General features: G+C 65.8%; 19 protein-coding genes. 7 read left to right on the top strand and 12 right to left on the bottom strand.

Annotated features, from left to right (window positions below):
- The first annotated feature begins 5 nt into the window (after positions 1–5).
- Positions 6–1499, top strand: a complete 1494-nt coding sequence (locus tag EYS21_RS05290) for a SulP family inorganic anion transporter (RefSeq protein WP_131132152.1) — start codon at positions 6–8, stop codon at positions 1497–1499.
- Positions 1500–1521: 22 nt separating this feature from the next.
- On the opposite strand, the gene EYS21_RS05285 is transcribed toward EYS21_RS05290, so the two are convergent.
- A complete protein-coding gene (locus EYS21_RS05285; protein WP_131132151.1) occupies positions 1522–2673 on the bottom strand; it encodes a GGDEF domain-containing protein in 1152 nt (383 codons plus the stop codon).
- Positions 2674–2829: 156 nt separating this feature from the next.
- On the opposite strand from EYS21_RS05285, the gene EYS21_RS05280 reads away from it, so the two are divergent.
- Complete coding sequence (locus EYS21_RS05280) at positions 2830–3822, top strand: bile acid:sodium symporter family protein (protein ID WP_131132150.1); 993 nt, start codon at positions 2830–2832, stop codon at positions 3820–3822.
- Positions 3823–3859: 37 nt separating this feature from the next.
- Here EYS21_RS05280 and EYS21_RS05275 read toward each other — a convergent pair whose 3' ends face one another.
- Genes EYS21_RS05275 through EYS21_RS05265 form a run of 3 tightly spaced genes read right to left on the bottom strand, consistent with a single transcriptional unit; the run spans position 3860 to position 6605 of the window.
- Positions 3860–4996: a mandelate racemase/muconate lactonizing enzyme family protein gene (locus EYS21_RS05275; protein ID WP_131132149.1), complete on the bottom strand. Its 1137-nt coding sequence runs from the start codon at positions 4994–4996 to the stop codon at positions 3860–3862.
- Positions 4993–5943, bottom strand: a complete 951-nt coding sequence (locus EYS21_RS05270; RefSeq protein ID WP_131132148.1) for a dihydrodipicolinate synthase family protein — start codon at positions 5941–5943, stop codon at positions 4993–4995. Before EYS21_RS05270 ends, EYS21_RS05275 begins: the two co-directional genes overlap by 4 nt.
- Positions 5940–6605: a GntR family transcriptional regulator gene (locus tag EYS21_RS05265; protein WP_242633297.1), complete on the bottom strand. Its 666-nt coding sequence runs from the start codon at positions 6603–6605 to the stop codon at positions 5940–5942. Before EYS21_RS05265 ends, EYS21_RS05270 begins: the two co-directional genes overlap by 4 nt.
- Before the next feature lie 250 nt (positions 6606–6855).
- Here EYS21_RS05265 and EYS21_RS05260 point away from each other — a divergent pair, with 250 nt between their 5' ends.
- A complete protein-coding gene (locus EYS21_RS05260; RefSeq protein ID WP_131132147.1) occupies positions 6856–8184 on the top strand; it encodes an extracellular solute-binding protein in 1329 nt (442 codons plus the stop codon).
- 69 nt (positions 8185–8253) lie between these two features.
- On the opposite strand, the gene EYS21_RS05255 is transcribed toward EYS21_RS05260, so the two are convergent.
- Complete coding sequence (locus tag EYS21_RS05255) at positions 8254–8976, bottom strand: TetR/AcrR family transcriptional regulator C-terminal domain-containing protein (RefSeq protein ID WP_131132146.1); 723 nt, start codon at positions 8974–8976, stop codon at positions 8254–8256.
- Between the two features lie 107 nt (positions 8977–9083).
- On the opposite strand from EYS21_RS05255, the gene EYS21_RS05250 reads away from it, so the two are divergent.
- Both EYS21_RS05250 and EYS21_RS05245 read left to right on the top strand, forming a co-directional pair.
- Positions 9084–9800, top strand: a complete 717-nt coding sequence (locus EYS21_RS05250) for a DUF2306 domain-containing protein (RefSeq protein WP_131132145.1) — start codon at positions 9084–9086, stop codon at positions 9798–9800.
- An 18-nt stretch (positions 9801–9818) separates the two neighbouring features.
- A complete protein-coding gene (locus tag EYS21_RS05245) occupies positions 9819–10049 on the top strand; it encodes a hypothetical protein (RefSeq protein WP_131132144.1) in 231 nt (76 codons plus the stop codon).
- Positions 10050–10092: 43 nt separating this feature from the next.
- On the opposite strand, the gene EYS21_RS05240 is transcribed toward EYS21_RS05245, so the two are convergent.
- From EYS21_RS05240 to EYS21_RS05230, 3 genes are all read right to left on the bottom strand, one after another.
- Positions 10093–10431 (bottom strand): hypothetical protein, encoded by a 339-nt coding sequence (locus EYS21_RS05240; protein ID WP_131132143.1) that lies wholly within the window; start codon positions 10429–10431, stop codon positions 10093–10095.
- Positions 10432–10561: 130 nt separating this feature from the next.
- Positions 10562–11422 (bottom strand): NAD(P)-dependent oxidoreductase, encoded by an 861-nt coding sequence (locus EYS21_RS05235; RefSeq protein WP_131132142.1) that lies wholly within the window; start codon positions 11420–11422, stop codon positions 10562–10564.
- Between the two features lie 51 nt (positions 11423–11473).
- Entirely contained in the window at positions 11474–14395 is a 2922-nt protein-coding gene (locus EYS21_RS05230) for an FAD-binding and (Fe-S)-binding domain-containing protein (RefSeq protein WP_131132141.1), read from the bottom strand.
- A 181-nt stretch (positions 14396–14576) separates the two neighbouring features.
- Between EYS21_RS05230 and EYS21_RS05225 the strand changes: the two genes are divergently transcribed.
- On the top strand, positions 14577–15530 hold the full coding sequence (locus EYS21_RS05225; protein ID WP_131132140.1) for a sugar-binding transcriptional regulator: 954 nt from the start codon (positions 14577–14579) through the stop codon (positions 15528–15530).
- Here the strand turns inward: EYS21_RS05225 and EYS21_RS05220 are convergent.
- The 4 genes from EYS21_RS05220 to EYS21_RS05205 all read right to left on the bottom strand — a co-directional run bounded on the left by EYS21_RS05220 (position 15520) and on the right by EYS21_RS05205 (position 19380).
- A complete protein-coding gene (locus EYS21_RS05220; RefSeq protein ID WP_131132139.1) occupies positions 15520–16191 on the bottom strand; it encodes an aspartate/glutamate racemase family protein in 672 nt (223 codons plus the stop codon). The two genes, EYS21_RS05225 and EYS21_RS05220, sit on opposite strands and share 11 nt — an antisense overlap.
- An 8-nt stretch (positions 16192–16199) precedes the next feature.
- Positions 16200–17111, bottom strand: coding sequence for a carbohydrate ABC transporter permease (locus EYS21_RS05215; RefSeq protein ID WP_131132138.1), 912 nt, complete (start codon positions 17109–17111; stop codon positions 16200–16202).
- Between the two features lies 1 nt (position 17112).
- Positions 17113–17994 (bottom strand): sugar ABC transporter permease, encoded by an 882-nt coding sequence (locus tag EYS21_RS05210; RefSeq protein ID WP_131132137.1) that lies wholly within the window; start codon positions 17992–17994, stop codon positions 17113–17115.
- Between the two features lie 63 nt (positions 17995–18057).
- Positions 18058–19380, bottom strand: a complete 1323-nt coding sequence (locus tag EYS21_RS05205; protein ID WP_131132136.1) for an ABC transporter substrate-binding protein — start codon at positions 19378–19380, stop codon at positions 18058–18060.
- Positions 19381–19589: 209 nt separating this feature from the next.
- On the opposite strand from EYS21_RS05205, the gene EYS21_RS05200 reads away from it, so the two are divergent.
- Positions 19590–21578 carry a beta-L-arabinofuranosidase domain-containing protein gene (locus EYS21_RS05200; protein WP_131132135.1) on the top strand — a complete coding sequence of 663 codons (1989 nt, stop codon included), beginning with the start codon at positions 19590–19592 and terminating at the stop codon, positions 21576–21578.
- The last annotated feature ends 4 nt before the right edge of the window (positions 21579–21582 follow it).

Below are 21582 nucleotides of genomic sequence, written 5' to 3'. Positions count from 1 at the left end.
GATCCATGCAGCCCCTGCAGCTCCAGTCCGTCAGGGCCACCCTCCGTTCACCTCGCCGCCTCAAGACCGAGGCACTGGCCGGACTGGTGGTGGCCCTCGCCCTCATCCCCGAAGCCATCGCATTCTCGGTGATTGCCGGCGTCGATCCCCGGATCGGGCTGTTTGCCTCCTTCACCATGGCCGTCACCATCTCGTTTGTGGGCGGCCGGCCCGCCATGATCTCCGCAGCCACGGGCGCGGTGGCGCTGGTGATCGCCCCGCTGATGCGCAGCCACGGCCTCGACCACCTCATCGCCGCCGTGATCCTGGCCGGGGTTTTCCAGATCCTGCTGGCGGTCCTGGGCGTCACCCGACTGATGCGCTTCATCCCGCGGTCAGTGATGGTGGGGTTCGTGAACGCGCTGGCCATCCTGGTGTTTATGGCCCAGATCCCGGAGCTGATCGGCGTGCCGTGGATGGTCTACCCGCTGGTGGCCATCGGCCTGGCCATTGTGGTGCTCCTGCCCAGGATCACGACGGCGGTGCCCTCACCGCTGGTGGCCATCGTTCTGCTCACCGCGTTTGTGGTGGTGGCCGGAGTGGACGTGCCGGCCGTCCAGGACAAGGGCCAGCTGCCGGAGAGCCTGCCCTCGCTCTTCATTCCTAACGTGCCGCTGAACTGGGAAACGTTCCAGGTCGTCGCCCCGTTCTCGCTGTCCATGGCCCTGGTGGGCCTGCTCGAATCCCTGATGACCGCCAAGCTGGTGGACGACATCACGGACACCCGCTCCAACAAGACCCGGGAATCATGGGGCCAGGGCGTGGCGAACATCGTCACCGGCTTCCTGGGCGGCATGGGAGGCTGCGCCGTGATCGGCCAGACCATGATCAACGTCAAGGGATCCGGCGCCCGAAGCCGGCTGTCCACGTTCCTTTCCGGCGTCTTCCTGCTGGTCCTGGTGGTCCTGCTGGGCGATGTTGTGGGCCTCATCCCGATGGCCGCGCTGGTGGCCGTGATGATCTTCGTTTCCGCCATCACGTTCGACTGGCACTCCGTCGCCCCGCGGACCCTGCGCCGGATGCCCAGATCCGAGACCGCCGTTATGGTCATCACCGTGGCCGTGGTGTCGGTGACGCACAACCTGGCTATCGGCGTCGGCGCAGGCGTCCTGGCCGCGATGGCCATGTTCGCCCGCCGGGTGGCCCACTTTGTCACCGTCGAGCGCACCGTGGTGAAACTCAACGGCGAGGACGTGGCCACCTACACCGTGGACGGCGAGTTGTTCTTCGCCTCCTCGAACGATCTCTACACCCAGTTCGAGTACGCCCTGGATGCCGAGCCGGACATCAGCCGGGTCGTGATTGACCTGCACGCCTCACACCTGTGGGACGCCTCCACCATCGCGGTGCTGGACGCCGTCACCGAGAAGTACCGCAGGCATGGCCGGGAAGTGGAACTGATCGGGCTGAACTCGGCCAGCATCCAGATGCGGGAACGGCTGGCGGGAAAGCTCAACTGATCCCTGGTTGCGGAGCCTGCGGTCAGTGCGCGGTGTCGCTGCGGGCGGTCCGGTTCCGCCCCTGCGACTTCGCCGCATACAGTGCCGCGTCCGCAGAGGCGATCAGGGCATCCAGGCCCGGCGTCCCGGCGTCGTACGTGGCGATGCCGTAGCTGACGGTGGGCATCCTCGGCTCGTCCGGACCGCCGGCGGCGGCGAGCCGCCGGCTGATCGCATCCGCGATGCTTTCGGCGCGGTCCGCAGTGGACCCGGGGATGAGCAGGATGAACTCTTCCCCGCCGTACCGTCCCGTAAGGTCGGTTGTCCGCACCGTTTCCTGGCACGCGTGCGCGAAGGCCTGCAGTGCGAGGTCGCCGGCGGCGTGGCCGTAGGTGTCGTTGACCGCCTTGAAATGGTCCAGGTCCGCCAGGATAAGCGCCCCGGACGCGCGGGTCACCGCAGGGTCCGCCAGGTGTTCCGCCGCGAGGTCAAAGAACGCCTTGCGGTTGAGCAGCCCTGTGAGGTCATCCCGGGTGGCCACCATCCGGAGGGCGCGGGTCTGCTGTTCGCTGCTCAGCGCGGCCATGCTGAAGGACACCACCACCAGCAGCACCATGGTGACCAGGGTGGTCACGGCTGAGCCGAAGTATGTGGCGAAGGTTGGCCCGTTCGGGCCCTCCAGCAGGAAGACCACCAGCCGGCCGAGATAGAACGCGGACAACCCCGCGGCCGCGGCAGCCATCGGGATCCTGACGCGCGAATATCCCGGCTCAAGCCGCCAGAGTTCCCTCGAGGCAAGCCCTACTGTCAGGCTCATGGCGGCCAGGAACACCGCGCCGCCGGCCCAGGTGTTGGTGCCGGGATTGTCGACGGCGGAGGCAAACAGGGTGGCCAGGGGTATCGCCGTGAACAGCCACCGCCGCGGCGGCACCGTCCGCAGGGACCGCGCACCGGCCCAGACTGCCACTCCGCCGTGGACTACCAGGACGTTTCCCAGCGGATTGGCCCACCACTGATGGGCGGTTCCGTTGAAGAGGAAGGCGGCCGATCCGGTCAGGAAAAACACCAGGGCCAGGCACCACCAGCCGCTGTAGGGTGAGCGCGTGAAGCGGTAGGCCGAAAAATAGAAGAGCAACCCCAGCACCATGGCCATCAGCGCGAACGCGATTCTGAGCGTCGCTGTATCCAGGACCATTTTCCGAAGTTCCCCTCGACTGCCGAAGTGATGCAAATCTCAGTATCGCACCGCGGCCCGCGGTACCGGGCAGAAACCCTCGAAGGGCGTCCTGGCTTGTTACCGTGCGGGGTCACGAACTGGCTGCCGGGCGCCCTGCAGTGCCAGCATGATTGGATGCTTGAGGCAACAAAATCCCAGAATCCCCCTGTTGAGGCCCCCACCAACCCTGCGCTGGCCGCGGAGGCGAAGATCGCCCGGATCGCGGTCACTGTCTTCCCGCTCCTGGTGGTCGTGGCGGGTGTCCTGGGATTCTTCATCCCCGGAGCGTTCAAGCCCCTGGGTCCCAGCGTGCCGTACCTGCTGGGAATCATCATGTTCTGTATGGGCCTGACGCTGACCCCGCCGGACTTCGCCGCAGTGGCCAAACGCCCGTGGGCCGTGGTGCTGGGCATCGTGGCCCACTACGTAATCATGCCCGGGGCCGGCTGGCTGATCGCCGTTGCACTGAACCTGGAACCTGAACTGGCCGTGGGCCTGATCCTGGTGGGCTGCGCACCGTCCGGCACCGCCTCCAACGTGATGGCCTTCCTGGCCAAGGGCGATGTGGCGCTGTCCGTGGCAGTGGCCTCGGTCTCCACGCTCATCGCGCCGATTGTCACGCCGCTGCTGGTGCTGTTCCTGGCCGGTTCGTACCTGCAGATCGACGCCGGTGCCATGGTGGGCGACATCGTCAAGACCGTGCTGCTGCCCGTGGTGGCCGGCCTCCTCGCCCGGCTCTTCCTCAAGAAGCTCGTCGCGAAGGTGCTCCCGGCACTTCCCTGGGCGTCCGCCGTCGTGATTTCCCTGATCGTGGCCATCGTGGTGGCCGGCAGTTCCAGCAAGATCGTGGCCGCCGGCGGCATCGTGTTCCTGGCTGTGGTGCTGCACAACGGCTTTGGCCTGGGCCTTGGCTACCTGGCGGGGAAGGTGGGCCGGCTGGACGACAAGGCACGCCGCGCCCTCGCGTTCGAGGTGGGCATGCAGAATTCGGGACTGGCGGCCACGCTGGCCACCGCCCACTTCTCACCCCTGGCGGCGCTGCCGTCCGCCGTGTTCTCGCTGTGGCACAACATTTCCGGCGCGATTGTTGCCGCGTGGCTGGCCCGGCGCCCGCTCCAGGACGCATAGAGCGCCTGAAGCGGGACGGCCCGGCCCGGCCCGTAGGTCAGCAGAACGCGAGGGAGCCGTCTGGTCTCGTGGGCAACTGGCGCTCCCAATGGATGTAGTCGTCCTCGGTCAGGGCGGCCTCGTCGACCTCGATGCCCCAGCCCGGGCGGTCAGGCCGCAGTTCGAGGTGGCCGTCCACGGGAAGGTACGGGTCGGGGCACCAGGTGGTCTCCTCGAGCTTGTACTCGAGGATGGAGAAGTTGCTGCAGGCCGCCGCGAAGTGCAAGTTGTGCGCAACCGCCAGCGGACCCATCGGGTTGTGCGGCGCCACCGTGGTGAAATGCGCCTCGGCGATGGTTGCGATCCTGCGCATCTGGGAAATTCCGCCCACCACGCAGATGTCCGGCTGGACGATATCTGCCCCGCCGCCGGAAAGCAGGCTCAGGAACTCGTTCGCCGAGTACAGGCTTTCGCCGGTGGCGAGCGGCACCTTGAGTTCAGCGCGCAGCCGGTGCCAGGCGGGGAAGTACTCAGGCCGGATGGGTTCTTCGAAGAAGAGCGGCTGGTACGGGGCGAGTGCGTTGCCCAGCTGGACGGCCTGGAAGGGCTCGAAAATCTTGGCGTGGGCATCGAAGGCGAAGTCCCAGGCATCGGGGCAGGCTTCCCTGACAGCACCGAAATACTCTGCGGTCTCGGACACGACAAGTCCCCACCGCCGGTTGTGGATGTCGCCCCGAAAGGGGCTCAGCTTGAACGCCGTGAAGCCGTAGCGTTCGTTCAGCTCCTCGGTCACCGCCCGGCATTCTGCCGGGTCCGGTGCCGAGTAGACGCCGGCGTAGACGGAAACCCTGTCGCGCACGGTCCCGCCCAGGAGGCTGTACACCGGCACGTCGAGTGCCTTGGCGGCAATGTCCCACAGCGCGTGGTCAATTGCGGAGATCGCGGCCAGGCCAATCGCGCCTTGGGGGAAGCGCGCCTTGCGGATCAGTTTTTGGGTCACGTACTCAACGCGGCGCGGATCGTCGCCTTTGACCTGCTCAAACAGGTAGTCGAGCACCGGCACCAGGGCCCAATCCGGGCCGTGGTTGTACGCCTCGCCCCAGCCTGAGATGCCTTCATCCGTGTCCACCCGCAAGAGCAGCCGCGGCCGGTTGCCGACGCGCTGCATGAACGTCTTGAATCCGGTGATCTTCATGCGCTGACTACCGTCCCGGCGTGGGTGCCCGCCGGAAAGAGGTCATTCACGGTGCTCCAGTCCGCCAGGATCCCGGCGATCTCCGCACGGGCGTCGTCATTGAGCTCGTAGCTGGGCGGCCTGATGGTCCGTTCGCAAAGGCCCAGCTGGGACAGCGCTTCCTTGACGACGCTGACGTTGTTGGCCGACCTGTCCTCCGCCCGCAGCTCCTCGAACCTGGAGATCCGGGACAGCAGCGTGCATGCCAGCCGGTAGTCCCCGATACGCAGGGCGTCCCGCAGGGAGAGCGACAGCTGCGGATTCACGTTGACCAGCCCTGAGGTAAACCCTGTGGCGCCGTGGGCGGCATAGGACAAGGCATATGGTTCGGCAAGTCCGGCGATCCAGACGAACCTGTCGGCGCCGGCCAATTCCCGGATCCTTGCGAACTGGGTGGGGTCCGGCACCGCATATTTGATACCAATGACATTGGGGCAGCGGCCGGCCAGCTCAACCAGCATTGCCGCCGTCACCCACTCGTTGCGGATGTACAGCACAACGGCGACTTCCGGCGTGGCCGACGCAATCCGGGCATGGTATTCCACCCAGCCGGCAGCAGAGACATGCGGATGCGACGGCTGGTGGATCATGGCCATGCGGATGCCAACCGCCGCTCCGGCCCGGACGTCGGCGATGGCAGACTCCACGTCGTGGCCGACTCCCAGAAGAAGGAAGGCTTCCGGGCCGACCTCCTGTGCCGAAGCCTCGATCAGCTGATGGCGCTCCCGGGCAGTCAGTGCGTAGAACTCGCTGGTGTTGCCGTTGGGAGTAATCGTGGTGACGCCGTTGTCCACCAGCCGCCGAAGCAGCTGCTTGAACGCGGCGACATCGACGGCGCCGTCCCGGTAGGGGGTCACGGGAATCGCAACCACGTCGGCCAGGGCTGTGCGGAGCTCGGGGAATGTCATCTTTTCCTGCCGGCGATCTGTCCGACGGCGCGGACCTCGAAACTGCGAATGTGGTTGAGGACCAGCTCGGCCGCACGGCCGGCATCGCCCTCGCGTGCCGCCGCCAGGATTTCGGCGTGCTCGGCCGCCTCTTCGTCCCACGACGGTTGCTGGGTCCACGCGTTGACTGAAATCAGCGCCGTCTGCTCGCGCAGCCCGTCCAGCATGTCAACAAGGACAGGATTGCCGCAGTTGGAATAGAGCAGCTGATGGAAATCCCTGTTAGCCAGGCTCCGTTCGGCTTCGTCCTTGGCGGATGAGGCACGGTCCAGCGCGTCCTGCGCAAGGTCGAGGTCCAGTCCGCGTTCCACTGTGCGGGCGACGGCGACCGGCTCCAGGAGTGATCGGACGTCGAAGACGCTGCGCGCCATCTCCTCATCCACCACCCGTACGGTGGCGCCCTTGTATTCGCTCATCGTGACCAGTCCGGCCCCTACCAGGGTCTTGAGCGCCTCCCGCACGGGGGTCTTCGAGATGCCGTACCGGCGGGCGAGTTCGGTCTCAACCAACGGCTGCCCGGCAGGCAGCTCACCCGTGAGGATTGACCGCCGAAGCGCCTCCACCACAAGACCGGTCCGGGACGACGCTGGCAGCAGACCGCTGGGCATGGATTCCGTGATCACAATAAATTCCTTTCCATGCAACTCATCATATCAGGTGTATGGTGTCTAGTATATGATGTATGAGAGCGTCAGGCCGGCGGGTGATCCCGTTGTCGGCATGGCAGCCCTCCCCACCGGTCCCGTCGACATCGGCCCGCCGCAAGACCCCACCTCGACCCTGCAGGGCACGAACGCCCACCCTGCTCCCTTGCAAGATCAAAGAAGATCGGAGTACCCAGTGCCGCTTTTTCCCTATTCTGATTCCGCCGCAATGCATCGCGAGGCAGAGCCGCCGCCCGCAGTCGCCCGACGCCGGTTCCGAAAGGTCCGCGCGGTGGCCGCAGCGGCCGCCGTCGTCATTGCCCTCAGCGCCTGCGGCGCCGGGACAGACCCGAAGAGCGACGGTGGTCCTGTGGAGCTCCGGTTTGCGTGGTGGGGCGGCGACAAACGGGCGCAGCTGACGCAGGCCGTGATCGCGGCCTTCGAGGCAGAGAATCCGAACATCAAGATCAAGCCGGAATTCGGCGATTCAGGCCCCTACTGGGACAGGCTGGCCACCCAGGTCGCCGCGAACGATGCCCCAGACATCATCCAGATGGACGAGAAGTACATCACCGAGTACTCCAGCCGCGGCGCCCTGCTGGACCTTTCCAAATACGACATCGACACGTCAAAGTTTGATGAGGCGGCGCTCAAGTCCGGCACCAGCGAAGACGGGCTGACCGGTCTCGCCGCCGGCATCAACGCCCCGGTCATGCTGGCGAACCCCGAAGTGTTCAAGGCCGCCGGAGTGGAACTGCCGGATGACTCAACCTGGACCTGGGAAGACTTCGCGCGCATCGCAGCCGAGATCACGGCTAAATCCCCGAAAGGCACGTACGGCTCCGCGGCGTACGGCGGAGACGAGGCGTCCCTGGGCGTGTGGCTACGGCAAAACGGCAAGTCCCTCTACACTCCGGAGCACAAGCTCGGGTTTGAACCGGGCGACATTGCCCAGTGGTGGGCATTCCTGAAGCAGCTCCGGGAGAAGGAAGCCGTGCCCACAGCATCCGAGGTGGTGGAGGCCGAGGCCGCCACGCTGGATCAGAGCGGCGTGGCAACAGGCACCAACGGGTTCGCCTTCAGGTGGTCCAACCAGCTCCCTGCGTTGGAAAAGGCTGCAGGCGGCGACCTGGCGATCCTGCGGTTCCCCTCCAAAACCGGCGAGGCTGCCGACACGCAGCTCTGGTACAAAACGTCCCAGTTCTGGTCGGCATCTTCACGCACCAAGCACCCCCAGGAAACGGCCAGGTTCATCAACTTCCTTGCCAATGACGTCAAGGCCGGCGAAATCCTCCTCGCCGATCGCGGCGTGAACCCCAACTCAGACCTCCGGGCGGCCACAGAGTCCAAGCTGACATCCGCGGACAGCAAGGTGGTCAAGTTCATCGACCAGATCAAGGACGAGCTCGGCGCGGCTCCGGCGCCGCCGCCGAAGGGCGCAGGCATCATCCAGGAAATCATCCGGCGCTATACGGTGGAGGTCCTCTTCAACAGGCTGTCCCCGGATGAGGCCGGAACCAAGGCTGTAGATGAAATGAAGGCGGCCATCAGCAGCTAGGTTTCACAAGGCAAACCCGACGCGGACGTTTCCTGCGGCTGCACCAGCCACAGGAAACGTCCATTGCCCTTACCGGGGCTCCCGCTTCGCCGCCGCCGAGCTCCAGTCCCGCCTGTGCAGGCGTTCGAAGCCGTCCAGCATCAGGTCGAGGGCGAACTCGAACTCAAACTGGTCGTCGCAGCCATAGCTGACCACTGAGCCGTCGTCGTGCCGGGCAACGCTGGCCACCTCGAGGATGTTGGGATACCTCCGCGCCATCTCCTGGAGCATCGCAGCCTGCACCTCCGGCGGCATCACGGCCTCCGGGCCTCCGGCGGCGGCGTCGAACAGCTCCTGGGTGAAGCCCCACATCCGGCTCCCCAGCGCGTGCATCACGTGATGGGTGAGGTCAACGGAGAAGCCGCCAGCCAGGAACATTCCGATGACTTCGTCGGTGTACGTGAGGACGGCGGGCGTCCGGTTGGTGCGGGTTTCCAGCGCCTGGCGGGCCCACGGATGGCGCAGCAGCGCCTGCCGTGCGGACAGCACGCGCAGCCGGACGGCGTCCTTCCACCCAGTGCCGGGGACGACGGCGGCGATCTCGCCGACGACAACGTCCACCATGCCGTCAAGGAGTTCATTCTTGTTGGCGACGTGCTTGTAGAGCGCCATCGGCACCACGCCGAGCGCTTCGGCGAGCCTGCGCATGCTCAGCGCTTCAAGGCCCACCTCGTCGGCGAGTGCGACGGCGGCCTCCAGCACGCGGGCCCGGTTCAGCGGGGTGCGGCGTGAGGTTTCCAGCTGCTGGGTCATCCGGCCCACCTTTCCCTAGCCGTTTTCTATTGACAAGTGTACGGCGTACACCTAACGTGATGCACATCAGGTGTACGCCGTACACCTTGAAGTCAAAGGGACCGACAATGCCAACGGAAACCAAGCTCGCCCCTACCCCCGCAATCCGCCGCAGGGCGCAGTGGCCGGTGCCCGCCGGACTGATCCTCCTCAGCCTCATCCCGGTCATCGCCGGGGCGGCGCGGCTCACGGAGCTGACCGGCGGAGGCGCGATCACACCGCAGAATGCCAGGTTCTTCGCTTCACCCGTTCCCGTGGTGGTCCACATCGTCAGCGTGACGGTCTACAGCCTGCTCGGCGCGTTCCAGTTCGTGCCAGGGCTGAGAGGCAGGCGCAGCTGGCACCGCATCGCCGGGCTCATCCTGATTCCCGCCGGACTGCTGACGGCACTGACCGGCCTGTGGATGTCCGCCTTCTACCCGCTCCCCGACGGCATCACCGACGTCCCGCTGCGGATCCTCTTCGGCTCGGCCATGCTGCTGAGCCTGCTGATGGGCGTCATGGCGATCCGCCGGCGGGACTTCGTCCGGCACAGCGTATGGATGACGCGCGCCTACGCCATTGCGGTGGCCGCCGGCACCCAGGCGCTGGTCATCCTGCCCTGGATGCTGCTGGTGGGTCCGCCCAGCGAACTCATCCGGGCATTGCTGATGGGGCTGGCCTGGGTGATCAACCTGGCAGTGGCCGAGTATGTCATTCACCGGAGGGCCGGGGTCCCGGTACGGGCACCGCGGCCGTCCGCGCGCATAGTCTTGGATGCACAGGCATTGCACACGCGCAGCTGACAGAAACGGGGTATCTACATGGCTGAAGTCTTCGCCGGAATCGCCGTGGTGGGCTGCCTGCTCGGGGTCATGGGCGCACTCGGCGCCATCGCCGTCCGAGCCCGCCGCCGGGGCGCCACCGCTTCGGCTGTTGCCGCCGCGATGGCTGCCTACGACGAAGCCATGCACACGACCGCCTACGACACCTTTGTAGAAATGCGGTCCCAGGACGAGCGGTCGTCACCGGTCGAAGCGCCCGTTAAGGACTGACTGCGGCGGAGGCGCCGCTGACTCGCCCTGTAACAGTCCGGTTCTACTGGCAGAGCTCGGTGAACGTGGCGCCGGCCTTCTGGTAATCGTCCTGCAGGTCGGCGAGCTTGTCCGCGTCCGGGTTCTCTTTCGCAGACTCATCGGTGAATTCGAGGATTGCCTGGACGGCGGGCTTCAATTCGTCCGAGGCTCCGGCCACGATCGGGCGGAGCTTGTTGGCGAGGATCGTCATGCCCGTCTTGCCCATGCTGGCGCTGGAGTCAGAAGCAACGATCTTGATCCGCTCGCAGGTCGCTTCCGTGGACAGTTTTGCCGGGGCGGCACAAGCGGAAGCAGAGACAAGGAGCGCGGCGGCGACCAGGGCCGTGGTGAGTTTCTTCATGATTCCCTTGATAGGTGGCTGAACATCGATTGTAAGCAGATCCGGCAGCCACACGGTCCGGCGACCGAACGGATGACGCAAGCAGGTTCGCGAAATCCGCCCGGCGGAGCCAGACATGGGGAAATGACTGTTAAGCCCGGAGCTGGTGTGCCGCATATCCGTCCCGCCACAGGTGCTCGGGTTCGAACCCGAGCCGGGCGCGGGCCTTGTCGATGGACATGAGCGTTTCAAACTCGCCCAGCCCTGGCCGCAAAGGCACCCCCGGGAAGTGGAGTGCGGCGAGCTCGGCGGTAGGAACCGCGCTTCCGGTATCGGAGGCCGCGACGTCGTAAATTTCGAACCCGGGCGTAGCGTGCGCCAGCGCGAGCGCCACGGCGGCGGCTCCGTCCCGTGAGTCGACGTAGCTGAAGAGCAGGTCGCGGCGATACGCGGGATCCGACGCATTCACAAAGGTTCCGTACTCATCCGGAGCCACCACATTGGTGAACCGGAGCGAGCTGATGCTCATCTCCGGCTCCCAGCGGACCAGCTGGGCCCACATCGCCTCCTCCGCAACCTTGGCCAGCGCATACGTGTTGTTCGCGGCGGTCGTGGACTCGTCGATGGGCAGCGCGGCGGGCGGCTCGTCGAACGGGAATCCCATGGCGGTAATGCTGGACGCGGTGACGATCCTGCGGATTCCTGCCCGCATGGCTGCGTGAACCACGTTGAAGCTGACTGTCATGTTGTTCTGGAAGGTCGCCGCATCGGGAACCAGCCCGTTCACCGGGATGGCCGCCAGGTGCACCACAGCATCCAGCCCTTCATGCCGGGCGGTGACGCCGATCATGCTGTCCAGCGTCTGTCCGTAGTCGGCGAGGTCCACCCGGGTGAAGCCAACACCAGCGGTTCCCGTGAGGTCGAACCCGGCCACCTCGTGCCCCTCGCTCCGGAGGCGGTCCACGGTGGCCCGACCCAGTTTGCCCGAGCTGCCAGTGACTGCGATGCGCATAAAGAGTCCTTTTCGTTGTCTCGTTCATCAAAAAATTCGGCCGCCGCCGGCCTAGGTCCGGGTCCGTTCCTCGAGGATTTCGAGGATGTGCCGGTATTCCTTGCCGGTGGCACGGCTCATTCCGATCTCGCACGTGCGGTTGCAGGACGCATGCGCCTCAAAGCCACCCGCTGAAACCTCCGCCGCCTCATCCCGCGTGGCCGAGGCCGTCAGTTCCGGGTGCAGCATGCCGCGGTCACCTGCAAACCCGCAGCATCCCCAGGAATCCGGAACCACAGCCTGCCCGGACACAGCGTCGGCAAGGGTGCGGAGTCCCTCGTTGGTGCCCAGACGGGTGCTGGCGCACGTGGGGTGGAGGACTATCGAGGCCACCTGTTCCTGCACCCGAAGATGCGGGAGCAGTTCGGCGGCGGCGAAGTCCACCGAGTCAATGACCCGCAGCCGCGCGGATTCGACTCCGGACCCGCGGACGTTATCGAGGGCGTGCAGCAGGCCTTCCGTGCATGAGGAGTTGTCGGTGACGATCGGCAACCGTCCGCCGTCGGATGCGGCCACGAGGCTGGCCACCGTCCGCTCGGCCATCGCGGCAAACCCCTCGGTCAGCCCCTTGGACTTCCACGGGGTGCCGCAGCACAGGGCGTCGGGACTGGGCGGGATCACGACGCCGACACCCGCCCGGGCGCACAGCCGGCGGAACGCTTCGGCGGCTCCGATGCTGCCTGTGGCAGGTCCGAACATCGAACCTGTGCAGGAGGCAAAGAACACGGCCTCCGCCGGCATTTCAGACTCCCCGGTACGCTCCGCTCCGGCCCGCCTCGTGCCGCCAGCAGGCAGGTCGGCAGTCCAGCGGGGCACCACATCGGCGCCGAGCACCAATCGTGCCGCGTCGCTGGCACCGCGGACCACCGGCGCCGGCAGCCACTTCGCAACGGTCAGGGCGGTGGCGGCTACCCGCGTGACCGGCGCCCATTGTGCGGCAGCGGCACGGCCGGCGCCCTGCGTGGCCCGCGAAGCGTCCTGCTCACGCAGCCGGCGGACAAGATCCCCGGTGTTAATGGAGACCGGACACGCGGTCTGGCACATCCCGTCAACTGCGCACGTTTCCACCGAGTTGTACGTCTCGGCCCGCGCGAGTTCGCCGTCGAGCGCCAGATCCCCCCGGGACGTGGCCGCAGCCCGGGCGCGGCGGACCGCGATGCGCTGGCGCGGCGTGATCGTCACGTCCCTGCTGGGGCACACGGGCTCGCAGTAGCCGCACTCCACACACCGGTCCACTTCGGGTTCGACGACGGGTGTGAGCTTCAGGTGCGCCAGGTGCGATTCCGCGTCGTTGCCGATCAGCACACCGGGGTTGAGGATTCCGGCCGGATCACAGAGCCTCTTGACGTCCAGCATGGCGCGGTAAAGCCGTGGCCCGAACTGGCGTTCGACAAACGGGGCCATGATGCGGCCCGTGCCGTGTTCGGCTTTCAGGGTGCCGCCGGCCCCAAGGACCAGCTCCACCAGGTCTTCGGTGAAGGCCCGCTGACGCCCGATCGCGCCGGCTGCCGTGAAATCCTCCGTGATGAGGAAGTGGATGTTGCCGTCCTTCGCATGCCCGAAGATCACGGCGTCGTCGTAGCCGTACTCTGCGAAGAGCCGGTGCAGTGCGGCGCAGGTCGGCGCGAGCAGCGGGACCGGCACCGCGATGTCCTCCAGCAGCGCCGTGGTGCCAGGGCGCCGCGCGCCTGCAATTGCGGCGTACAGCCCCTTCCGCGCGTGCCACAGGTGCGCCCGCTTCTTTGGCTCCGTGGTCGGCTCGAACGACGGGGCTCCGGCAGCTGCCAGGGCCGCCCGCGCGCCGCCGAGAAGCCGCCCCAGTTCGTCCTCGGTTTGCCCTTGGTATTCGATCAGCAGGGCGGCGTGGGAGACGATCGCGATCCGGTCGAGGATGTCCGCGGTGGCGGGATCGCCCTGGACCACCCGCAGGGATGCTGCATCCATCAGCTCTATGGTGGCCGCGCCCGTGTCCACCAGGACGGGAAGGATCCGCGTGGCCTGCTCCAGGTCCTCGAAAATCACCAGCGCGGTGGCCGCACAGGGCGAAATCTGCACGGTGCCGAATTCGATCTCGGCAATGAACCCGAGGGAACCTTCGCTGCCCACCATGAGGTGCGCGAGGATCTCCACCGGTGCATCGAAGTCGAGGAACGAGTTCAGCCCGTAGCCCATGGTGTTCTTGCCACGGTACTGGCGCAGGATTTCTGCCGTCAGTTCGGGGTCCGCCCGGATTTCGTCGCGGAGTTGGGACAATCCGGCATGCAGCACCGGTTCGGCGCCGGCGAGGCGCGCGTCAGCATCCGGCAGGGAGGTATCCACCACTGTTCCGCCGGGCAGGACAAATTTCAAGGAGCGCAGGGTCCGGTAGGAGTTGTAGTCCGTGCCGCAGGCCATGCCGCTGGAGTTGTTGGCCACCACACCGCCAACTGTTGCCGCGATCTCGCTGGCCGGATCCGGCCCCAGCTTCCGGCCATGGCGTAGGAGCCTGGCGTTGACCTGCCGGATGGTGGCGCCAGGCTGGACGACGACGGTGCTGCCGTCAGGTGCGGGCCGGATGTCGCGGAAAGCGCCCCTGACGTCGATCAGGAGGTCATCGCCCGACGCCTGGCCGGACAGGCTGGTCCCGCCGGAGCGCAGCGTGATGGAGCGGTGGTGCGAACGTGCGTAACGGAACGCGGCCGAAACGTCCTCAAGCGACCGTGCGCGCACCACGGCCGCGGGAGTCAGCAGAAAATGGGAGGCATCGACGCCGGCAACCACGCGGTCGAACACGTCGACGCTTACGTCCGCACCCGCCGTCGGACGCTCACCGGAAGCCGGCGGAACGGCGCCGTTCCCCGCGCCGAGTGCCGCACGAAGCGAGGCGGCCAGGGCGCGGTCCCCGGCCTTCACATCCGCGCGGTCTGCCGTGCCTTCAAGGTGAGTCGCTTGCATAAACTATCACTTCCGAATTATGATACACTATTTACAAAATCTGCATGGAGGGTTCCGGCCCCGGCGATCCACGGGACGCATCCTGCAGAACCGCCATCCCTGATCGGAGCCTCCCGTGGCAAATGGCCGAAATGCCGCCCCAGTTGACGGGCAAGTCCGCCTTCTGACCAAGGTGTCCCGCATGTACCACGAGCGCGGTATCCGGCAGGCGGACATCGCCACGGCGCTGAACATATCCCAGGCCAAGGTCTCCCGCCTGCTGAAGCGGGCCGTCACCCAGGGAATCGTGCGGACCACCGTAATGGTCTCCCCCGGCGTGTACTCCGATCTCGAGGAACGGCTGGAGGCAAAATTCGGCCTGCTGGAGGCGGTGGTCGTTGATATTGAGAGCGACGACGACGAACGGGCCGTCCACTCTGCGCTCGGGGCGGCGGCCGGCAGCTACCTCGAAGCCACCCTCGGAGGAGGGGACCGGATCGGCATCTCCTCGTGGAGCCAGACGCTGCTCGCCCTGGTGGACCGCATGCGTCCGTTCAACGTGGGCGGTGCCACCCAGGTTGTCCAGCTTCTTGGCGGCATCGGCACTCCCGAAGTGCAGAACATGGCCCAGCGCCTCGTCGGCGAGTTTGCCCGGATGCTCGGCGCGGAACCGGTCTACGTTCCCGCCCCCGGCGTGGTGGCCGACCGGGCGATCAGGGACAGCCTCCTCCAGGAAGCAGCCCTGACCGAGGTGGCGAGGCGATGGAACGAGCTCACCATGGCCATCGTCGGCATTGGCAGCATCGAACCGTCCAACCTTCTGGCCGAGAGTGGGAACGCCTTCTCCCCGGAGGACCGTGAACGGCTGCTGGCCGAAGGGGCCGTCGGCGATATCTGTCACCACGTTTTCACCGCCGGCGGAACGGCCGTGACGGGGGATCTCGCGGCACGGACCATTTCAATTCCGGTGGAAAACTTCCTGTCCATCCCCCGCCGCATCGGCATCGCCGGTGGCCTGCGCAAGCGCGAACCCATTCGTGGAGCCCTGGCTGGCGGGTGGGTCAATGTGCTCATTACGGACATCCACACCGCCGAAGTACTGGCCGGAGAAGAGACTGACGGGGCCGGGACCGAAAGCCGGGAGCTCACCGCTTAGCAGGGAGCGACGCAAGCAGCTGGTGCAGGCGCTTGACGCCCGATTCCAGGCTCGTCAGCACAGGCACCGCCACGTCGCAGCCCTCGGCGGCACTTGCCATGGATGCCTGCGCCAGCACCACCACGTCCGAATCTTCCGCAGCAGCCCGGATCGCGGCCGCAACAATGCGGTCGTGGCCGGGCCGGTCACCCGAGGCCACGGCGGCAAAGGCTCCCTCCACCACCACGCTCCGGATAGTGGGCGCCAGCCCGGCGGCCCGGGCCCGCTCGGCAATGAGCCGGGTGGTGGGCCCGCAGGTGGTCGGAAGGGTGGCCAGCACGGTGATCCTGGATCCCGTGGCCACCGCCTGATCGGCCATGGCCTCATCGATGCGCAGGATGGGAATGCCCACCTCCGCCGAGATGGTCGCTGCCAGCTCCGAGATGGAGGAGCACGTCAGCATGATCGCCTCGGCACCGGCGTCGGCGGCCGCCCTGGCGAGCCCCGCGACACGGCGCGGCACGGAATCTGACACATCAGGATCACCCAGGTCAGCCACAATGCGGTCGTCCAGGTAGTTGATTGCCGTGACGCCGGGCAGTTCCCGCTTCACCAACTCCATAACAGGGCCGATCACCACTGCTCCCGTGTGCAGCAGGGCAATCCTCGGGGTCTCGTTCATTCGGTCGACTATCCCTTCACTGAACCGGCGGCCATGCCGGCCATGATCTTTTTGTTGAGGAACACAAACACAATCAACAACACCACGATGTTGATGCTCACGGCCGCAAAAAGCGGTCCGTACTGCGTCGAGCCGTACTGGTCGCTAAGGCTCAGCAGTCCCACCTGGATGGTGGCGAGATCCGGCCGGGTGGTGAAGGTCAGTGCGATGAGCAGGTCATTCCACACGCTGAAGAACTGTACGAGGCCGATGGTCAGGATCGAGTTGCGCATCATCGGCAGGCCGATCACAAAGAAGGAGCGCAGCGGGCTTGAGCCGTCCACGGTGGCGGCCTCGAAAATTTCACGCGGGATGGACCGGAAGTACGCGGCCATCAGGAACGTGGTCAGCGGCAGGCCCATCACTGTATAGGTGATGATGAGCGGCCAGAGTGAGTCCGTGAGGCCTGCCTGGAAGTACACGGTGAACAGGGGCACCAGGATCATCTGGCCCGGCACCATAATGCCGGCAAGGATGTAGAGCAGCGTGGCCTTCCGGCCCTTCCAGATCAGGACTTCCAGCGCGTACCCTGCGGCCACACCGATCAGCACAATGAGCGCTACCGACGGAAGGGTGACAAGGACGCTGTTGAGGTAGTTCCGCGACACGTTGCCGTTGCTGAGCGCGGTGGTGTAGTTGTCGAAAATCCAGTTCTCCGGCAAGGACAACGCCGGGTTCGAGAGGAACTCCGTCTGGGTCTTGAACGAGCCAAGGACCATCCACACCTGCGGGTAAAGCACCACCACCACCACGATGGTGACAATGATCCAGACGGGAAGACGCTTAAGCGCGCGGCGTGCTGTGCGGTGCGTGCGGGCGGCCTGCACCGGACGCGGCGGCGAGGGCGTGCGGGGGGTTTCAACCTGGGGTTGGACGGTCATCTCAGTCCTCCGCCTTGCGTTGGGACGATCGGAAAATCGCGAGGGTGAAGACAAGGCACAGGAGCGTCAGGACCAGGGCGATGGTGCTGCCATAGCCATACTCCGCATACTCGAATGCTGTCCGGTACATGTAGAGGGTCAGCGGCGCCGTCGACGTGCCGGGACCGCCGTTGTTGAGTGCGAGCAGGCTGTCGAAGACCTTCAGCGTCGCGTTCAGGCTGAAGATAATCGAGGACAGCAGGATGGGCAGGGAGAGCGGCACAACGATATGCCGTACCAGTTTGAGCCCGTTCGCGCCGTCCAGCTTGGCCGATTCGAGAATCTCGTCGGGGATATCGAGGAGTCCCGCATAGAGCAGGATCGCGTAGAAGCCCATGGAGCCCCACAGCGTCATGGCGAGCGCGGTGACCATTGTCCCGGACGTGGTGGCAAGGAACTCGATGCTGTCCCCGCCGAAGAAATTGATGAAGTCGTTGACGGGGCCCTGGTTTTCCCCGACGGCAACAAAGCTGCGGAAAAGCAGGGCGACGGCCACAGTCGGCAGGATCGCAGGAAAGAAGACGATCGTCCGGAGCAGCGATGAACCTTTGCGCAGGACGAAGACGTAGAGGAGGGCAAGCAGGTACCCCAGCGTGATCTGGCCTGCCGTCGCGGCCAGAGCGAAGAACACGCTGACCCCCAGGGACTGCAGTGCAGCGTCGTCCGTGAAGAACTTGGTGAAGTTATCGACTCCAACAAACTCGAAGCCGCGGAGGGTGTTGCCCTCGAAGAAGGAGAGGCCGAGGGACCAGGCCACGGGGCCGATCTTCAGCAGGGTGTACAGCAGAAGGGCGGGAGCCAAGAGGATGATAATCGTCTTTCGGTCTCCGAACACCGAGTTCATAATTCATACCTTTCGTCGGCAGGAGGCCCGGCCACACCGACAGGGTGGCCGGGCCAGGCCGAATCATCGAGCAGCGTCAACACTCTTCTGAAGGGCGCTCATGTAGTCCTGGGCCGACATCTGGCCGGTGGTGAGCAGGGAGACGTTGGTCGAGGCGAGCGAGTTGCTCTTGGGGTCCAGGAGGGCTTCGAACCAGAGCACGGGATCCTTGAGTTCGGTGATCTTTTCCTGGATCTGGGAGGTCATGACGGGGAGGGTCTTGACCTCCTCGTTGACCTTGAACCCTGAGATGGTCCCGGAATCCTTCAGCGCCTGGGCACCGTAGTTCTTTGAAATGCACTTCAGCCATTCGCCAACCTTGGGCCCGAACTGCTTGGGCGACATGGCCATTACTGCGCCGGCGTTGGCCGCAAACTGGTCAATGCTTCCGGAGCCGCCCTCGACGGCCGGGAACGCCATAAAGCCGATGTTGGTGTCGCCGATGGTGTTCCGCTTGGGGTCGTTGATGGAGCTGAGCAGCCAGCTGCCGTCATAGGTCATGGCTGCCTTGCCCGTGAGGAAGAGGTTCGTGGACGTATCGGCATCCCGGGTCGAGAAGCCCTCGCCCAGGGCGCCGGAGGCAGTGAGATCGGCCAGGGCCTGCGCGCCGGCCACGTACTTGGGATCTGTCAGCTTGGCTTTGCCGTCCCTGATGTCCTTCATGGCATCCGGCCCTGCGTTACGGAAGATGTACATACCCATGAGCCGGGTGAGCGGCCAGCCGGCGGCGCCGGCCTGGGTCATCGGCATAACGCCGGCCTGGGCGAGCTTGGCGGTGGCTTTCTTCAGTTCATCCCAGGTCTTGGGCTCCTGGATGCCGTTGGCGGCGAAGATCTGCTTGTTGTACCAGATTCCCTCGACGTTGTACTGGTACGGCAGGGAAACCACGCCGCCGTAGACGTTCTCCACAGTGGCGGCGGCCGCGGGCAGAAGCTGATCCCCTGCGCCGAGCTTCTCCAGGGCTTCCTTATAATCCAGCACGAGCTTTCCCTTGCCGAGGTCGCCGGCCGGGCGGACCATGGCCGTGCCCGCGATGAAGTGCGCCGGCAACGCGCCCTGGCCGGCAAGGAGGGTCACCTTCTGCACAACGTCAGCCTGGGCGACCTTCTGGTGCTCGAGCGGGAGGGCCGCGTTCTCGGCCGAGCAGGCGCCCTTGGCCAGCGCATCAAGGGTGGCCGGGAGGGCCTTGTTCTCGTTCGCCGTAAGTACCGTAAAGCTGCTGGGGTCGGTGCCGCCCGCGGCCGCACTGCTGGCCTGCTGTGGTGCACCGCCGCACGCAGAGAGCGGAGTAAGTGCGAGTGCGACGGCCGTTGCCACCATCACTCGACGACTGCGGAAAGCTTTCATTGCGTCCTCCTTGACGGCTGCCAGTGCCTGACAGCGAACCTCTGACCGATGCGTTTTCAATCAGTAGTGAGAGATTATTCAACCCCTCGTTCGTGTTGAGCGTATCACATTCTTCCCCTATTGTGAATATTCATTCGAGTTTGAGAGAATAATCAATATTGGGTTGCAGGCGACCGCCTGGCGAGGGAATCGACGACGAGGACGACACCATGAAAAGCAGTACAGCGAAGCGGCACCATGCGCCGCTCACCGCACTCGACGCAGCGAACGTCGTCTGGGCCGGCGGCTTCTGGGGAGACGCACTCGAGCGCACGCGTACGGTGACGGTGCCGGGCATGTGGGGCTCACTCAGCGACCCGGCAGTAAGCCCGGGCTGGCGGAACTTCCTGATCGCGGCCGGCGACGCCGACGGCCAGCACGAAGGCCCGCCGTTCCTCGACGGTGACCTCTACAAGTGGCTCGAGGCGGCGATCAGCCTGCTGGAGACCTCGCCCGACGCGGCCCTTGAGGCCAGCATCAATGACATCGCGGCCAAGATCGCCTTCGTCCAGCGCGAAGACGGTTACCTCCACACTCCAACGCGCATCGCCGAACGCAACCACGAGCAGGCCCAGGCCCTCGCCGACCGGTTCAACTTCGAGACGTACAACCTCGGCCACCTCATCACCGCCGGCGTGCGACACCACCGGGTGACAGGCGAAACGGTCCTGCTGGACGCCGCCGAGCGCGCCGCCGGATTCCTGGAGAACCTGGCCACCAACCACACCGACCAGCTCGCACGCAGCGCAATCTGCCCGTCGCACTACATGGCTGTCATTGAGCTCTACCGGGCCACCGGCAACGAGCGCTACCTTCGCCTGGCGGAGACCTTCGTTGCGGTGCGGGACGACTTTGCGGGCGGCGACGACAACCAGGACCGCATCCCGGTTCGCGAACAAAAGGCAGTGGCCGGACACGCTGTCCGCGCCAACTACCTGTATGCCGGACTGGCGGACCTGGTGGCCGAGACGGGTGACCCGGAGCTCACCGAAGTGCTTGAACGCCTGTGGCGGGACGTCGTCGACACCAAGCTCTACATCACCGGCGGCTGCGGTGCACTGTACGACGGGGCGTCCCCGGACGGCAACCCGGAGCAGGGTCAGATCAGCCGTGTGCACCAGGCCTACGGACGCCCCTTCCAGCTGCCGAACACCACTGCCCACAACGAGTCCTGCGCGAACATCGGCATGATCTTCTGGAGTGAGCGGATGCTGGCACTCACCGGCGACGCGGCATACGCCGACGTGATTGAGCGCATCGCCTACAACAGCCTGCTGGCCAGCATCAGCCTGGATGGCACACGCTACTTCTACACCAACCCGCTCCGGCAGGTCCGCGAGCTGCCGTTCCCGCTCCGGATGCCCGGCGAAACCGCCCTGCGGCCGGTGCCGGAACCGCCGGCCTCTGACGCACGCCTCCGCGCGGAATACATGAGCTGCTTCTGCTGCCCGCCGAATATCGCCCGCACCCTGGCGCAGTTCCATGAGCGCGCCATGTCCACCTCAGCTGAAGGCCTGTGGGTTCATCTCTACGGCAGCGCCGACGTCCACGTGGAGCATGAAGGCCGGGGAATCGGACTTCGGGAAGTCTCCGAGCAGCCCTGGGGAGAGCGCGTGGACTTCACCGTCACCTCCGTGACCGGCGGCGGCATCCCGCTGAAACTGCGGATCCCCGGCTGGAGCGAAGGCGCGGCCATCACCGTCAACGGTGAACCTGCGGCAGCCGGCGAACCCGGAACGTATGCGACGATCGACCGCGAGTGGCAAGCGGGCGACACCATCACGCTGGCATTGCCGATGCCGGTCAAAATGGTGCGCGGACACCGCCTGGCCGAGGAAATCACCAACCAGGTTGCCGTGACCCGGGGTCCGGTCGCCTACTGCCTGGAAAGCCAGGACCTGCCGGCAGGAGTGCGGCTGGAGCAGATCGCACTGCGCCGCGGCACAACATTCACCCCCGTGGAGACTGACATCGAGGGCCGCCGGATCGTGGCACTCGACTGCGAGGCGGTGGTCCTGCCGCCCGCGGAAGGCCAGGGGCTGTACGCCGAAGTCGGCGACGCCGAACTCGCCACCGCGCGTGTGCGGCTGATTCCGTACTTCACGTGGGGCAACCGCGGGGCGTCCGAAATGTCCGTCTGGCTCCCGCTGGCATGGTGATGAA

Source organism: Arthrobacter sp. S39, assembly GCF_004320525.1.
Taxonomy (GTDB): domain Bacteria; phylum Actinomycetota; class Actinomycetes; order Actinomycetales; family Micrococcaceae; genus Arthrobacter.
This window is presented reverse-complemented; position numbering and strand designations above follow the sequence as displayed.

Excerpts from the sequence above, each read along its gene's own strand:
- EYS21_RS05215 (WP_131132138.1), bottom strand. The coding sequence starts at position 17,111 with ATGACCGTCCAACCCCAGGTTGAAACCCCCCGCACGCCCTCGCCGCCG.
- EYS21_RS05200 (WP_131132135.1), top strand. The coding sequence starts at position 19,590 with ATGAAAAGCAGTACAGCGAAGCGGCACCATGCGCCGCTCACCGCACTC.
- EYS21_RS05210 (WP_131132137.1), bottom strand. The coding sequence starts at position 17,994 with ATGAACTCGGTGTTCGGAGACCGAAAGACGATTATCATCCTCTTGGCT.
- EYS21_RS05255 (WP_131132146.1), bottom strand. The coding sequence starts at position 8,976 with ATGACCCAGCAGCTGGAAACCTCACGCCGCACCCCGCTGAACCGGGCC.
- EYS21_RS05260 (WP_131132147.1), top strand. The coding sequence starts at position 6,856 with ATGCATCGCGAGGCAGAGCCGCCGCCCGCAGTCGCCCGACGCCGGTTC.
- EYS21_RS05290 (WP_131132152.1), top strand. The coding sequence starts at position 6 with ATGCAGCCCCTGCAGCTCCAGTCCGTCAGGGCCACCCTCCGTTCACCT.
- EYS21_RS05245 (WP_131132144.1), top strand. The coding sequence starts at position 9,819 with ATGGCTGAAGTCTTCGCCGGAATCGCCGTGGTGGGCTGCCTGCTCGGG.
- EYS21_RS05205 (WP_131132136.1), bottom strand. The coding sequence starts at position 19,380 with ATGAAAGCTTTCCGCAGTCGTCGAGTGATGGTGGCAACGGCCGTCGCA.
- EYS21_RS05270 (WP_131132148.1), bottom strand. The coding sequence starts at position 5,943 with ATGACATTCCCCGAGCTCCGCACAGCCCTGGCCGACGTGGTTGCGATT.
- EYS21_RS05240 (WP_131132143.1), bottom strand. The coding sequence starts at position 10,431 with ATGAAGAAACTCACCACGGCCCTGGTCGCCGCCGCGCTCCTTGTCTCT.
- EYS21_RS05285 (WP_131132151.1), bottom strand. The coding sequence starts at position 2,673 with ATGGTCCTGGATACAGCGACGCTCAGAATCGCGTTCGCGCTGATGGCC.
- EYS21_RS05280 (WP_131132150.1), top strand. The coding sequence starts at position 2,830 with ATGCTTGAGGCAACAAAATCCCAGAATCCCCCTGTTGAGGCCCCCACC.
- EYS21_RS05225 (WP_131132140.1), top strand. The coding sequence starts at position 14,577 with ATGTACCACGAGCGCGGTATCCGGCAGGCGGACATCGCCACGGCGCTG.
- EYS21_RS05220 (WP_131132139.1), bottom strand. The coding sequence starts at position 16,191 with ATGAACGAGACCCCGAGGATTGCCCTGCTGCACACGGGAGCAGTGGTG.
- EYS21_RS05235 (WP_131132142.1), bottom strand. The coding sequence starts at position 11,422 with ATGCGCATCGCAGTCACTGGCAGCTCGGGCAAACTGGGTCGGGCCACC.
- EYS21_RS05275 (WP_131132149.1), bottom strand. The coding sequence starts at position 4,996 with ATGAAGATCACCGGATTCAAGACGTTCATGCAGCGCGTCGGCAACCGG.
- EYS21_RS05250 (WP_131132145.1), top strand. The coding sequence starts at position 9,084 with ATGCCAACGGAAACCAAGCTCGCCCCTACCCCCGCAATCCGCCGCAGG.
- EYS21_RS05230 (WP_131132141.1), bottom strand. The coding sequence starts at position 14,395 with ATGCAAGCGACTCACCTTGAAGGCACGGCAGACCGCGCGGATGTGAAG.